The organism is Hugenholtzia roseola DSM 9546, assembly GCF_000422585.1.
Taxonomy (GTDB): domain Bacteria; phylum Bacteroidota; class Bacteroidia; order Cytophagales; family Bernardetiaceae; genus Hugenholtzia; species Hugenholtzia roseola.
Genome location: NZ_KE383890.1, coordinates 1 through 15066, shown reverse-complemented (window position 1 = coordinate 15066; position 15066 = coordinate 1). Strand labels below are relative to the sequence as shown.

At 42.3% G+C, this 15066-nt stretch carries 10 protein-coding genes; 4 read left to right on the top strand and 6 right to left on the bottom strand.

The annotated features are described in order from the left end of the window. Nucleotides 1-4: 4 nt before the first annotated feature. The 3 genes from G500_RS0121040 to metF all read left to right on the top strand — a co-directional run bounded on the left by G500_RS0121040 (nucleotide 5) and on the right by metF (nucleotide 4786). The gene (locus G500_RS0121040) at nucleotides 5-1324 is read left to right on the top strand and encodes a hypothetical protein (protein ID WP_027003970.1); all 1320 of its coding nucleotides are present in this window, start codon (nucleotides 5-7) and stop codon (nucleotides 1322-1324) included. 226 nt (nucleotides 1325-1550) lie between these two features. Beyond that, nucleotides 1551-3683 (top strand): hypothetical protein, encoded by a 2133-nt coding sequence (locus G500_RS0121035; RefSeq protein ID WP_027003969.1) that lies wholly within the window; start codon nucleotides 1551-1553, stop codon nucleotides 3681-3683. A 146-nt stretch (nucleotides 3684-3829) separates the two neighbouring features. Beyond that, nucleotides 3830-4786, top strand: coding sequence for a methylenetetrahydrofolate reductase [NAD(P)H] (gene metF / locus G500_RS0121030; RefSeq protein ID WP_027003968.1), 957 nt, complete (start codon nucleotides 3830-3832; stop codon nucleotides 4784-4786). A gap of 62 nt (nucleotides 4787-4848) precedes the next feature. Here metF and G500_RS0121025 read toward each other — a convergent pair whose 3' ends face one another. Next, nucleotides 4849-5529, bottom strand: a complete 681-nt coding sequence (locus tag G500_RS0121025) for a DUF2490 domain-containing protein (protein WP_027003967.1) — start codon at nucleotides 5527-5529, stop codon at nucleotides 4849-4851. Nucleotide 5530: 1 nt separating this feature from the next. Then, entirely contained in the window at nucleotides 5531-6115 is a 585-nt protein-coding gene (locus tag G500_RS0121020; RefSeq protein ID WP_027003966.1) for a hypothetical protein, read from the bottom strand. 339 nt (nucleotides 6116-6454) lie between these two features. On the opposite strand from G500_RS0121020, the gene metH reads away from it, so the two are divergent. After that, the gene (gene metH / locus G500_RS0121010) at nucleotides 6455-10192 is read left to right on the top strand and encodes a methionine synthase (RefSeq protein ID WP_051204005.1); all 3738 of its coding nucleotides are present in this window, start codon (nucleotides 6455-6457) and stop codon (nucleotides 10190-10192) included. Between the two features lie 306 nt (nucleotides 10193-10498). On the opposite strand, the gene alr is transcribed toward metH, so the two are convergent. The 4 genes from alr to G500_RS0120985 form a co-directional block, all read right to left on the bottom strand. Beyond that, a complete protein-coding gene (gene alr, locus G500_RS0121005; protein ID WP_027003963.1) occupies nucleotides 10499-11659 on the bottom strand; it encodes an alanine racemase in 1161 nt (386 codons plus the stop codon). An 11-nt stretch (nucleotides 11660-11670) separates the two neighbouring features. Continuing rightward, entirely contained in the window at nucleotides 11671-12840 is a 1170-nt protein-coding gene (locus tag G500_RS0121000) for an amidohydrolase (RefSeq protein WP_027003962.1), read from the bottom strand. A 229-nt stretch (nucleotides 12841-13069) separates the two neighbouring features. Continuing rightward, on the bottom strand, nucleotides 13070-14317 hold the full coding sequence (locus tag G500_RS24535) for a ThiF family adenylyltransferase (RefSeq protein WP_051204002.1): 1248 nt from the start codon (nucleotides 14315-14317) through the stop codon (nucleotides 13070-13072). A gap of 177 nt (nucleotides 14318-14494) precedes the next feature. Continuing rightward, complete coding sequence (locus tag G500_RS0120985) at nucleotides 14495-14878, bottom strand: DUF1987 domain-containing protein (RefSeq protein WP_027003961.1); 384 nt, start codon at nucleotides 14876-14878, stop codon at nucleotides 14495-14497. Nucleotides 14879-15066 lie beyond the last annotated feature (188 nt).

Here is a 15066-nt window from a genome sequence, read left to right as displayed (position 1 = left end):
CAGTATGTCTATCCTTATGCCTATTTTGCGTATGTTTATTGCACCTTTTTTTTCTAAAAAATATCGCTTTCGTTATTTTACAATTTTTGTGCTAATAGGAACTATTTTTGGATTGACAGCCTGCTTGCAGGAAAGCGAAGACGAGCTTTTAGAACGTTCTCTGGTAAAAATTTACGACTCTGTCAATCAAACGCGCTATTTTACAGGCACAGACCTGATGGCAACCCAAGATGGTTATATCCTTATCGGACGCTATAAAGATGTAGCCGTAGAAGAATTTGCTTTACTTTATATCCTAAAAGTTGATAGAGAAGGCAAATTTGTATGGGAAAAAACCTATCCCGCTTATTATTTAGCTCGCAGTATTCACCCCGTCGAGGGCGGTTTTGCCATTTTTGCTTCCGACTACAAAGAGGATATTCCCTTTTTTCTAAAATTTGATGCAGAGGGAAATCTTATCGAAAACAAACCCTTAGATGTGCCAGAACGCTTGATGCTTTGGGCTGAAAAATCAGAATACGACGATAGTTATTTGATATTAACTTCAAATTTTAGAATTATAGATGAACAAACTTCGCGCCTGATAAAGGTAAGCAGCACAGGTGATGTGGTTTGGCAGAGGGAATTTCAAGCCGATAAAAATGTGTTTAACAACCGTTTTTTTTCTACTCGAAACGCACCTTTTTTTGCCAAAAGTTTGCCCAATCAGCAGGGTATTTATTTCCAAATTCCCCACTGTTTGGCGTTTTCTACTGCCCAAGCCGACCTAAATGGTGAGCAAGCAAAACCTTTTTTAAAAGGAGAGTTGAATTTTTCTGTGGTCAATGCGGCTATTTTCTACGAAAATGACTACATTGTGGCAGGCTTCGACCCAGAGGAAAATTTGTTGCATCTCTTTACACGCCTCAACCTGCGTCAGCGTTTGCAGGATAGTGTTCAAATTACACTATTTGATGATTGTCAAAGCTATACGGGCAGAAATGAAAATTTATTATATAATTATTTTAATGCTGCTGATGCCGACCTGCGTGGCATCATTCTTCCAGACATAGACACGACGCGCCCTTTGGTGATGCGCCTTTGGAACAACCAAATTTTGATAGGCGCAACTACAAAAGCAGGGCAGGTAGTAGTCTTGCTTTACGACCCCAAAAAGAGCGTTAGTAATGCCTTTAGCTCGCTGTATTTTGGTGAAAATTATCCTTATTCTTTGTCTAATTTTAGGATTGAGGGTGAAGATTTGCTCATTATTGGCACGACGCAATTAGTAGGCGAGGTGCCGCGCTTGTTCTTTATCCGTACTCCATTAAGCCGTTTCAAATAAGATTTGAAAATCGCACAAAAAAAATAACTTATATAGACCCAAATAGGGACTTTGTATAAAAAAAGAAATAAGAAAAAGCCATTTCAGACAAAAACGGCTTTGATTTTGCGGCGTAAAAATTGGGGTTTCCGAAAAAATGACCTACCTTTGTATAGGTTTGTAATAACCCCAAACGAAAAAGAGTTCAAAATATCAATTCTATCCTAATAAATAAACTACTTCAATAATGCAAGCAAATACTCTTGTTTTACCTCATTCTTTTCAAAAGAAAAAAGGGAATGGGACAAAATCTTTCCCTACGCCTCCTTTCCTTTTCCTACTTTCGCTCCTCTTGTTGTTTTCTTCGTCCCTTTCGGCAGGTGTGCCGCCAAAGATGAGCAAAGAAACGTACAAAGATTTGAAGGGCAGAGCAAAAAAGGGCAGCCATTTGGCTATGTATCAGATAGCAAAAGCATGGCAGGGCGATATGTTTAGCAGTGAAGAGCAAAAAAGTTATAAAGATGCTTTAAAATGGTATCAAATGGCTTTGGGTAGTAAGACCGAAAAAGTCAAGAAAGATACCCAAAAAGGACTTTTTGAAATGTATTTTTTAGGAGATGATAAAAAAGTAGAACGAAATAAGTCCTTATCAGAACAATATTTGAATAACTATCTTAACCAAAATCCTAAAACGATTGCGCTGCCTTATAGAAAAACGATTGACTTACAAAACATTTTTGCCCTCGAAACCGAAGCGGCGAATAGCCAACAAGCGGATATTTTATTAGAATATGCTCGTTTTTTGTTAGAATTTGAAATTAGTTATCAAAAGGGAGTTGCTTTTTTAGACAAAGCGCAGAAGATGGGCAGTCCCGACGCAGCCTATTACAAGGAACAATGGACTTGGATACGAAGCAATCGCGCTAAATTTACCGATACCATTCCGATTATGTACCAGTTGGAAAATCATTTGCTGCCTATGGCTGAAAAATATGCCAAACAAGGCAGTCCTTTGGCGAAATTGGAAACGGCGTGGCTCAAAAAGAAGCAAAATCAGTTGAGTCAATCGGAAGCGGAAATGCTCCTTCAAGATTTTTTAAGCCCAAATGCCACAGATTTGGGGCTAAAAATTGCGGCTGCCGAATTGATGGCGGATTTATTGCCTACCAAAAAGAAAATTAGTTTGATAAGAGAAATTGTAGCAATAGAAGTCAAGGATTCGCTCTCTGAAAATAGAAAGGAGAAAATGTCGCAGATATTGGAAACTTTTGAAGAGCAGATTAAAACCTTGAAAGGCGTGTCTTTTTTGGCAGAAAATGATGCAGATTTTTCCGCGCTGCCGCTTCGTGCCGAGGATTTCGAGCAAGCCTATCAAGGAAACATCAAGCCATTGGTTTTGCTTTATCAGTCTTTGAATCAGAAAGACACCAAACAGTTTTTTGGCGATAGCAACGTAAATGCCTATAATCAGGTGATTTTAAGGCGTGTGGATAAGGTCTTTGAAAAGGCAAATACGGCAGATAAGGTATATGCTTTCAAAGAAGCAATAGAAAAAGAACCTTTTTTAAAACCAATCGCGCCTCCTTATTTAGATAGTCTTATTACACAAAAGCTATTGGCAATGGGTAAAAAGATTGAAGATTTGGCTTTTGACAAAGAAAAATCAATTTTAGCCCAAACCACTTTTAAAAGTTTGCAAGATGGTAAGAAAATGGCAACAATGGTGCAGAATAGAAAAGACCTCACGCCCTTCCACAAGCAGCGATTGGTGGCGGAAATCAAGAAAAAGGCGGTCAAAGACATTTATGGCGAATCGCCTACGGTGCGCCAAATCGAGCAGATGAAAAATTCGCTTTTAGCCGATTCTTGGCTTTCGGGCGAGGCAATGAATATCTTTTTAGACTACAAGGCAAATAGCGATAATTGGTTTTCGGGGTCGGTGAATCTGCCGCGCAAGGGAGTCGATTATGGTTATGAAGTAAAACGATTAAGTGAAAAAGAATTTGCCTTAGAAGTGCTTTCAGTACGAAACAATCAATCTAATTTGGCATACAAAACCATTATCGAGTTGCAGGAAAATCTGACCGAAAATGGGGAGAAAAACTATTTGGTTAAGATTGTGGGGGCATATTACAAAACTTATGGCTTTGCGCAAAGCAAAACGGACTATTTTCAGGTTACTTGTAGGAGCAAATCGCCTACTATGGAAAATGCGACTTGTGTGGGCAATCTGCTGCGCTACCAAGACCGAAATCATGGCTTTTCTGAAAATGATTTGAAAAAGCAAGAAAATTATTTAAACCTTTCCCATAAAGACGCGATTCGAAGTGCGGTGCGTTACTTTCTGATTGAGTACAATGGGGCTTTGGGTATTAAATAGGCTTTTGGGGCAAGTTGTGTCGCGCTTTTAGGTGGCACAACCTGCTCAAAATCAAGTGCTTGACCATACATAAAGGCAAGCCCGACAAGGCATTTTAGGTAGTTTTGCTCTGAAAAAATCTTTTTAGCAATTTTAATGCAATTTATATGAAAGTTATCGAGCATCTGGAAGCAAACAAAGGCAAGACGCTCTTTTCCTTCGAGCTGATTCCGCCGCTAAAAGGTGAAAGTATTAAATCAATTTTTGATGCCATAGACCCACTGATGGAGTTCAAGCCGCCTTTTATAGATGTTACTTACCACAGGGAGGAGTACGTCTATAAATTGCGCGAAAACGGCTTTTTGGAGCGAAAAGTTACACGCAAAAGACCCGGTACGGTAGGCATTTGTGCCGCTATCATGAACCGCTACCATGTAGATGCTGTGCCGCACATCATTTGTGGGGGCTTTACAAAGGAGGAAACGGAAAACGCGCTGATAGACCTACACTTTTTGGGGGTAGAAAATGTCTTGGCTTTACGTGGAGATGCTGTCAAATCGGAGGGAGCTTTTGTGCCTGAAAAAGAGGGACATAGCCATGCGATAAATCTGATTCATCAATTAGTGGATATGAATAAAGGCAATTTTTTAGATGATGAATTAGCCGTTTCAGAGCCTACAAATTTTTGTATCGGCATAGCAGGCTACCCTGAAAAGCATTTTGAGTCGCCTAATTTACTTTCTGACCTGCGTTATTTAAAGCAGAAAGTAGAAGCAGGAGCGGAATATATTGTTACACAAATGTTTTTTGATAATCAAAAATATTTTGAATTTGTTGAAACGTGTAGGAAGATGGACATTCATGTGCCTATCATTCCGGGTTTAAAACCTATTACAACTAAAAATCATTTGAATATTCTGCCGCGTATTTTTCATATAGATTTGCCCCAAGATTTGGTCGAGGCGGTAGAAGGGTGCAAAAATAATCAGGATATTGTGCAGGTGGGCGTAGATTGGGCTATTCAGCAATCGAAGGAGCTAATGGCGTATGGCGTGCCTTGTTTGCATTTTTATACAATGGGCAAGTCGGGGGCTACGCAAAAAATTGCGGCGGCTTTGTTTTGATTTTATACGAAAATCCTATCAATTTTTTAAAGTTTAATTTTGTAAGATTGATAGGATTTTTTCTAAATGTCTATAAAAAGGTTAAAACTTGTCCAATAGCTATGTCTTGTATTGTTATTAAAAAAAGAGCTAACTCTATAATCTAAGCCTACTTCTATCTTGAAATTATTGCTTATATCATAACCGAGCAAAGGAATAAGTCTTATTTCAAGATTGTATTCATTTTCTTGTAGGCTATTTACATATTCATTGTTTAATTTCAAATAAAATTCCGTTGGGTCTACCGATTCGCCATTTAAAGGAATTTCTGATGTGATTCTGTATCTAATTCTGTATTCTGGTTTTTCCACTTCCGAAAAAGTTTGGTCGCTTGAAAGGCGATGCGCCAAACGCCAGCCCGATAGCTTCTGTACCAAGACATATTGTTGTATAAATCTATGCGAAAATAAACCATCTTCCAAACGTACTAAGTAGCCCCCTGCTATTCGCGAGTTTAAGCCCACTTTTTTGGCGGCTATCATCGATAAATCGGTGAGTACATAGTTGTATTTTTTATCAATTTCGCCCTCGCTGCTACCCCTTTGTAGCCGCTGCCTTGATTCCAATTTGGCGTTTAAAGACCAACCGTTTCCTAACTTTTTGTTTAGGTTGAGGGCAGGCAGAAGACCAACCTGATAGTTGGCTTGCGAAAATGCTGCATATTGCAATAGTAGAAATATGGAAGTAAGAACAAATTTTTTCATCTTAGTATTCGAGGTGGCTGCTATTTTTAAATATTATTTTAGATTTGTTTAGAAAATTTCCTTTTTCATCAAATAAATACTCAAACAAACTAATCTCTTTTTGAGATTTGCATTTGACCACAATTTCATATTTGGTAGTTAAATTTGAGGAAAAATTGTCAGATTTAGTTTGAAAAAGAGAGAATAAATCTTGTGTTTTTCCGCTAAACTGTTGTTGTGCTTTGATGATTTTGTGTGCCGCACAGTCAGTTTCTATTTGTTCGAGAATGGCTTTTGATACAGCTGTTTCTACTTTTGCCCAAGCTATTTCAATTTCTATGTCTTCAATTTGCCCCAATGTATCAAATTCGATACTATAATTTTTTTCTTGGTGCTTAAATTTTGCCTCTATGCTATTTTGGGTCAATCCCTCTTCTTTGTACCATTTTATTTTGGTTTGAAGGGGTAGCGAATCTACAAATTGTAGAGCCAGCGAAGGTACATCTTTTTCCTTTATCCGACTTTCTTTCTCGAATTTATCCTGTGCAGATAGCGGATTTGAATAGGAAAGAGTTATCAATAATACCAAAAAAAGAAATTTATACATAAGCATTTCTAAGGATATAAACAAATTGAAAAAAGAAACTTCTGTTTGTCTTTGCAAAGATACAACGCCTATTGAAACTCACAAAGAGGCGTTTGGTTTTTAACAAAAATAAACAAGGGTAGCCCAATAAAAGGAGAATGAGACAGAAAGGGCGACTTTGAAGACTTGCCTGCAAAACGCCCAAATTTTACCCAAATTTTACCTACCTTTTACCTATCTTTTGTGTATCTTTACAGTCCTCAAAAGGCAGAGATGCGCTTGGGGCTTATCTTTTTTCACCATTCAAAAGCCTATAACGTTCTACCAACGGCATAGCTTTATCTAAAATCCATCTGAAAAATGAGTGTATTCACGCTTGCCCGTCCTAATGTCAATAGTCTAATTCGTGCGCTACTGCAAGAGCGCATTTTGGTCTTAGATGGGGCTATGGGGACGATGATTCAACGCCACACGCTCACCGAAGCCGATTTTCGCGGTGAGCGTTTCCAAAATTGGCAACACGACCTCAAAGGCAATAACGACCTACTTTCTATTACTCAACCCGAAATTATTAAAGAAATTCATAGAAAATATTTCTTAGCGGGTTCGGATATTATCGAAACCAATACTTTCAGCAGCACCTCGATTGCGATGGCAGACTATGGCATGGAAGCTCTCGCCTACGAACTCAACTATGAATCGGCGCGGATAGCCAAAGAAGTAGCGCAGGAATTTGGCGGACTTGAAGCCGAAAAAAAGCCCCGCTTCGTTGCAGGGGCAATGGGTCCTACCAATCGTACCGCTTCTATTTCGCCTGATGTCAATAATCCCGCCTTTCGCGCTATTTCCTTTGACGAACTTGTGGCGGCTTATTACGAACAGGTGAGCGGCTTGGTGGAAGGGGGCGTAGATTTGATTTTGATAGAAACCGTCTTTGATACGCTCAACTGCAAGGCTGCCATTTTTGCGGTAGAAAAATATTTTGACGACAAAAATACGCCTGCCGAATTGCGCCTGCCCGTCATGATTTCAGGCACGATTACAGATGCAAGCGGCAGGACGCTTTCGGGGCAAACCGTAGAGGCTTTTTACAATTCCATTTCGCACGCCAATATCCTTTCTGTGGGTCTGAATTGTGCCTTGGGTGCAGCCCTGATGAAGCCCTATATGAAAGAATTAGCGCGGATTGCGACTTGTTACCTTTCCTGTTATCCCAACGCAGGTTTGCCCAATGAATTTGGGCAGTATGATGAAAAGGCAGCGCAGACGGCGCGTCTTTTGGAAGATTTTGCTGCCGAAGGCTTGTTTAATATCGTTGGGGGCTGCTGTGGCACTACGCCCGACCACATCGAAGCCCTTGCGCAAACAGTGGCTAAGTTTCCGCCCCGCCCTTTGCCCAAAATCAAATCCGCCCTTCGATTAGCGGGTTTGGAGGCAGTTACGATAGATAAAAATACAAACTTTGTCAATGTAGGTGAGCGCACCAATGTTACAGGTTCGCGCATGTTTGCCCGATTGATTAAAGAGGAAAAGTATCAAGAAGCCTTAGATGTGGCGCGTCAGCAGGTAGAGGGCGGAGCGCAGGTCTTGGACATCAATATGGACGAAGGCATGCTCGATTCCAAAGCGGCGATGGTACATTTTCTAAATCTTTTAGCTTCCGAACCCGATATTTCCCGTCTGCCCATTATGATAGATTCCTCGAAGTGGGACATCATCGAGGCAGGGCTTAAATGCGTGCAGGGGAAAGGCATTGTCAATTCTATTTCTTTGAAAGAAGGAGAAGCAATTTTTATCCAACAGGCAAAATTAGTGCGCCGTTATGGGGCTGCCGTCATTGTCATGGCTTTTGACGAAAAGGGACAAGCTGATACTTTCGAGCGGAAAATAGAAATTTGCAAGCGCAGTTATGATATTTGGGTGCATCAGTTGGGTTTTCCTGCCCAAGATTTGATTTTCGACCCCAATATTTTTGCTATCGCCACAGGGATAGAAGAACACAACAATTACGCCGTAGATTTTATCAATGCTACCCGTTGGATAAAACAAAACCTGCCAGAGGCGCGTGTTAGCGGTGGTGTGAGCAATGTTTCTTTTTCGTTTCGTGGCAATGATGTGGTGCGCGAAGCCATACACGCCGTTTTTCTCTACCATGCAATCAAGGCAGGCATGGACATGGGGATTGTCAATGCAGGCATGCTCGAAGTCTATGAAAATGTAGATAAAGAATTGCTACAATTTGTAGAAGATGCTGTTTTGAATCGCCACTCCGAAGCCACAGAACGCTTAGTAGAGGCTGCCGAAAAATACAGAGGGGAAGGTAAAAAACGCATCAAAGACGAATCTTGGCGCGAAAATTCCGTAGAAAAACGCCTTCAATACGCCTTAGTCAATGGCATTACAGACTACATCGAGCAGGATACGGAAGAAATGCGACAAAAGGTAGCGCACCCCTTACACGTCATCGAGGGCGCACTCATGGACGGCATGAACGTCGTGGGTGATTTGTTTGGAGAAGGCAAAATGTTTTTGCCGCAGGTCGTCAAATCGGCGCGTGTTATGAAGCAAGCCGTCGCCTACTTAGTTCCTTTTTTGGAGGCAGAGAAGCAAAAACTTTTAGATAGTGGGCAGGAAATTAAAAAGAACGGCAAAATTCTTTTAGCCACTGTCAAAGGAGATGTTCACGATATTGGTAAAAATATCGTCGGCGTGGTGTTGGCTTGTAATAATTACGAGGTAGTAGATTTGGGGGTAATGGTGCCTGCCGATAAGATTTTGCAAAAAGCCATAGAAGAGGGCGTAGATGTTATCGGTTTGAGCGGACTCATAACGCCTTCCCTCGATGAGATGGTCTATGTGGCACAGCAGATGGAAAAGTTGGGTTTGAAATTGCCCCTACTTATCGGTGGCGCAACGACTTCGCGGATTCATACAGCAGTTAAGATTGCGCCTGCCTATTCGGGTTCGGTTGTGCATGTGGTAGATGCTTCGAAGGCAGTGCCTGTGATGTCGAACCTTTTGAGTGATGACAATAAAGACGATTTTTCACAAAAAATAAAACAAGAATATCAAGAATTGGCGCATGACCATGCCCAAAGGCAAGCCAAAATTAGCTATGTTTCCATAGCCGAAGCGCGTGCAAAAAAGTTAGCGATTGATTGGAAAGAGCCTGAAAATCAACAACTTAAAGAGCCTTCTTTTATCGGAAACCGTTATTTTCTAAAATACGATTTAGCCGAAATTGCCGCTTATATAGATTGGTCGCCTTTCTTTATGACTTGGGGACTGACGGGAGCGTATCCCAAAATTTTCAATCACAAGCAGCATGGCACAGAGGCGTTGCGCCTTTTTGAAGATGCCCAAAAGATGCTCGAAAAAATCATCACGCACCGTTGGCTTACCGCCAATGCCGCACTTGGTTTTTATCCTGCCAATAGCGTAGGCGACGACGACATAGAAATTTATACCGACGGCACACGCCAAACCGTCTTAGCGCGTTTTTGCAATTTGCGTCAGCAGCAACAAAAAGAAGACGCGCCTTATCTTTGTTTGTCTGATTTTATTGCACCCAAAGAAACAGGACTTGCCGACCATATTGGGCTTTTCGCTGTTACGGCAGGTATCGGAATTGAAAAAAAGTTAGAAGAATTTGCACAAAAAAATGACGATTATAGCCGCATTATGTTGCAAGCCTTAGCAGATAGGTTAGCCGAAGCCTTTGCCGAATTGATGCACAAGCGCGTCCGTACCGAACTTTGGGGCTATGCAAAGGGCGAAAATTTAGATAGCGAAGACCTTATCAAGGAGCGTTATCGCGGCATCAGACCTGCCCCCGGCTATCCTGCCAATCCCGACCATACCGAAAAAACGCTGCTTTTCGAGCTATTAAAAGCCACTGAAAAAACGGGAATTACCCTAACGGAAAGTCTGGCAATGTTGCCCACTGCCTCTGTTTCGGGGCTTTACTTTGCTCACCCTGCCGCTACTTATTTTGGCGTAGGCAAACTCTCGAAAGACCAAATCGAGGACTATGCACGCCGCAAAAAGATGCCCATAGAGGAAGTAGAAAAATGGTTAGGTAGTAACTTGAATTATTAGTTTGGCAAATCTCTAAGCCTTTTTAAAAAAGGCTTAGAGATTTTATTGTAGCGCGAAGCTCCAGCTTCGCCCGAAGCTACTTATGTATTTCAATCTCCCTTCAGACAAGGCACTGCCTTGTCCCTACATTTGCATCTGATTTTTAGAACCTAACATCAACGACACATTGCCCTCCCTTTAAAGGGAGGGTTTTAAATACAAATCATTTTTTTGCATTGATGCAAATTATCATCTATCAATTTCGTCAGTCTGACGGTTTGAGTTTTGCCAAACCTACTCACCTGGCAGTTATTAAAATTTTTTAAATCACAAAACTACCTTTCTTGGAATGTAGGCAGGTAGGCGGGTGAGGAGTTCATAGTTTAGTTGGTTACTTAATTCTCCAAAAGAAGCTACCGTAATTTCTTTGTCTTTTTGTTTGCCTATCAAAACTACTTCGTCGCCTATTTCGGCACTGTCCAATTTTTCCAAATCTATCAGCATCAAGTTCATATTCACCACGCCAATCACTGCCAACCTTTCGCCACGAATCAAGACTCTGCCCTGATTACTAAGGCTTCGGCTGTAGCCTTGTGCATAGCCCACAGGAACGATAGCAATACGCATCTGACGACTTGCCAAAAAGGACGTGCCGTAGCCTACAAATTCGCCTGCCTCCACTTCTTTGATGCTCATAATCTGACTTTTCCACGAGAGGACACGTTTGAGAGGGTCTTGGTGGGTCTTGTTGTTTTTAAAATATTGAATGAGCGTTTCTTGTGTTGGAAAAAAGCCATATTGCAGGATACCGATACGCACCAAATCCATTTGGGTTTGCGGATAGGAAATGGCAGCCGCCGAACAAGCCGTATGATAACGCTTGGGCAGTAAATAGCTTTTGCCCTGATTCTGAAAGGCGTGAATCCGCTTTTTGTAGGTGATAATTTGCTGTTTGATACGCACGTAGTTGGCGATACTTTCTGCACCTGCATAGTGCGTGCAGATGCCTTCTAATGCGAAAAAGCCGCAATATTTATCTAAAAGCGCGAAGACTTTGGGTAGCTCTTTTTCAAGCAGCCCCAGACGGTTCATGCCTGTTTCTAATTCTAAATGCAAATAGACTTTTTTATTTAATTTTTTGGCTAAAATCAATGCCATTTCCAAGCGCGAGAGGTCAAAAATATAAAGCTGGACTTTGTGCTGGATAGCCCATTCAATTTCACTGTTGGCTATCATACCCATTATCATAATGTCGGTATTTTTTTCTGCCACCTGCCAAACTTTGTATGCCTCGTCTGCCGAAAAAACGGAAAAGTGCTTAATGCCGCAGGCTTGTGCCAAAGGGACAAAGTTCTCGATGCCATGCCCATAGGCGTTGCCTTTGACGACAGAGGAAATCTCTACTTTTTCGCCTACCAACCGTCTTAAAAAGGCGTAGTTGGTAGATAAAGCCGACTGACTAAGTTCTATATAAGAAGTTTCAAACATAACATCAATATTTAACCCAAAAAATGCGGTAGTAAGCCGATAAATATATCGCTCCCCGTTTTGATAAGTGCGTCTGGAAAATCGTAATCTGCCTGATGAAGTTCCGCGCTGTGCAGTCCTGCGCCCAAACCAAACATGGCACCCTGATAACGCTGTGTAAATTGCCCAAAATCTTCCGACCAGCGAAAAGGCTCTTTTTTTTCTACACTTTCTAAACCTAATTTGGTAGCTACTTCTTGAATTGCTTTTGTACCCATATCCGAATTTTGGGTAGCCGAAAATTTTTCTATATAACTAATTTTGTACAAAAGATGGTGCTGCAAGGCTAACGCTTTGGCTTTTTCTTCTGCATGAAGGCAGAGTTGCGCCAAATCTTCATTCGAGTAGCTTCGGAAAGTGGCACAGACTTCTGCTTTTGCAGGCGATACGCCAAAGGATTTTTCCCCAAGCCGCGCATGCACGACGGTAGATAGCACAAAGTCCTGATGGGGGGTTGTTTTGTGAATCGTATATAAAAAGGTTGCCAATTCACTTAGCGCAAGCACAGGATTGATGCCGTTTTCAGGCTCACCTGCATGGGCGGTCTTGCCTTCTAAGGTGATGCAAATGCCTACCGAGGCGGTAGCAAAGATGCCCTTTCTGACCACAACCTGATGAAGTGGATAGTGCGGAAGGTTGTGTAGGGCAAAAATATAATCTATCGACAACGCTTTAAAACGCTCATCTTCAAGCACTTGTAAAGCTCCAGCTCCTATTTCTTCGGCAGGTTGAAAAAGCAAAATTACGTTTCCTGCCGTAGGTCTGTTTTCTTTGAGGTAGGCTGCCACTTCTAATAAAATTGCCATGTGTCCGTCGTGTCCGCATTTGTGCGAAACGCCCTTTGTCAGGGATTGGTGTGCAAAGTCGTTGGCTTCTTCAATCGGTAGCGCATCGAGTTCGGCGCGAAAACAGATGCTTTTTCCTGCCTTTTCGCCTTTCCAGATTGCCACTATTCCTGTGCCGCCTATGGCTGTTAGGAGTGCTGTCGGGTTGCAAAGTTTTAGCTTTTGTGCAACAAAGGCGGCGGTTTGATGTTCCTGATTGGATAGTTCGGCAAGTTGGTGGAGGGTTTGGCGAAAGGTCATGTCGGCTTGTTTTGCCCTTGCTAAATTGATGGCGCAAGGATTAGAAAGGCTACTCAAAAAAAAGTAGCAAAACAAAGGTAGGCAAAAAATACCAATAATCCTAAAAAAAACAAACCCAATCGCCTTTTTCCCACAACTGTAGCGCGAAGCTCCCGCTTCGCCCGAAGCTACTTATTTATTTCTATCTCCCTTCGGACAAGGCACTGCCTTGTCCCTACATTGAGAAATGATTTTAAAACTTAACCTCATTGCGCCACAGGGCAGGCGCAGGCGAGCATTTTTTTGTTTATTTCCACAATTTATCGGCATCTTTTGAAAGCTCTATATAAATGTATTCGCCTTTCTGATTGTAGAGTGCCAAGATGTGTAGAAAAGGAATCCCCAAGTCGTTGAGGGTGAAGTCGAGTAGGAAGTCGGGAGTTTGATGCAGCGAAAACTGCCCAATAGTTTCTTTTGGTGTTGGGGTCTGTGCTTCTAAAAATACTTGTTCGGCGGCTTCTTTGTCCCGACAAGTGGCGCAAATGGTTTCTTCTTCTTCTATTCGGAAAGTAGGGCGGTAGAGTTCTATCTTTGTACCACAACCCCGACAAGCCAAATGCGCTACAAAGGTTCTATCGCCACGAAAATCCAAAGTAAGCGGTTCGCCCTGCTTTTCTTCGAGGTAGGTAAGCAGGTGGCGCAGCGTGTCTTGATGCGAAAGTGGCGTTTCTATTAGGTCAGGATAACGCATCTGATGGGCTTGACAATCGCTATTGAGGGGCATTTCGAAGACTTCAAAGTCGTTGTTTTTGCCCTGAAAATAGAGTTGCTTGCCTGCCGAATGGGGCTGCCCACACAAAAATTTCGTCACCTCTTGCACCTGCAAGGCTGATACCAGAGCCGAGGCAATCTGTACGGTCGGGACTTTGCCCTCTGCTACTACTTTCTTTTTAAAATCGTCGCAGGAGTAGCGTTGGCGTGCTGCCTGCCACTGTTGAGGCGAAAGGCTGCATTGATAACAAGGGGCGGCAGGCGGCGTGTAGAGATTGACGCGCAAGCCCAATTCGAAAATGCCTGCATCTATCCAAGGCGTGCCGACCAGATAGCAATGTTTATTAACTGCCAGCCGCGTTTCGATGTTGTCTAAACAGCCCAAGACCATGTCCATGCGGCGATACACGCCTGTTCCAATTTCCCACACAATATCGCCATCAAAAAAAGACACTTGCGGATTGTCGGCTAAGGCAAGTTCGGCTACGCGCTCGGCAGCAACTGCCGCCTTTCGCTTGCCTTGGTCGCTTTTCCGAAAAAGTACGGTGCGGCTCAAATTTGACTTTGATATTTCATCAAAATCGGTGATAAAAAAATCAGCATAGCCCAAGAGTGCCAAGTTTTTTAGCGTTTCGTTGCCAATCGCACCTGCACCCACTATCATCAGACGCGCCGACTGGATTTTGTCTTGATTCCACCAATCCATGCGCGTCTGTCTATCGAAAAAGCTGCTTTCAGGGTCATGGGTTTGGTGCAAATGAAAGCGAGAGGATAATTCAGACATAAAAAAGGATAAAACAAGTCTTAGGCGGGCAAAGACTGTGTTTTAATGATTTTGTTTTGAAATAGTTACAAAATTAAGACAAGGCTTTTCATACAATCACAAGGCTATGCGCCATGCCATAGGTGCGCTTTCCAAGCCTTGTTTGCTATCAGAAAGCCTTAGCCAAGAAGGAGTCAATCAGGACTCTAATTCTATGAGTTTGATGTTGAGGTCGAAGGCTTCGATGTAGTCTTCGCCACATTCCATCATATCGTAGTCTTCCGACTTGTAGTACCAATTTATTAGCACTGTGCCGCGCCCTGCCTTTTCGTAGCTTTCCAAAATTTCCATCAGGTCTTGCAGGCGGCGCGAGCTGGCAGTATTGAAGTAGGTCAGTTTGATATTGACGGTTACGTTTCTGCCGTCGGTCTTTAAAAATTCGCCTATCCATTCGAAGGCGGGATTGTAAATATCCTCCGCGTGTTCGGGGTAGGATTGTCCGATAAATTCGAGTAGGTTTTTGTCGGGGTCAAAATTGAGTGTGGGCGAATAACGCTCGCCTGCCATAAAGAATTTTTCCATAGAAAATCGTCTGGTTTTGCTTCAAAGGTATCGTTTGGATATAGAAAAAGGTGCAAAGGCGGTTTCGCTTTGCCAAATAAAGGCGAATGATACGAAAAAAAATAAAGCTACGCAATAGCCAGACAAAAAAGCCGCAAATTATTTGCCCTTCAACCGTCGACGAGGCTGTTAGCCGTCGTCGAGGTTTT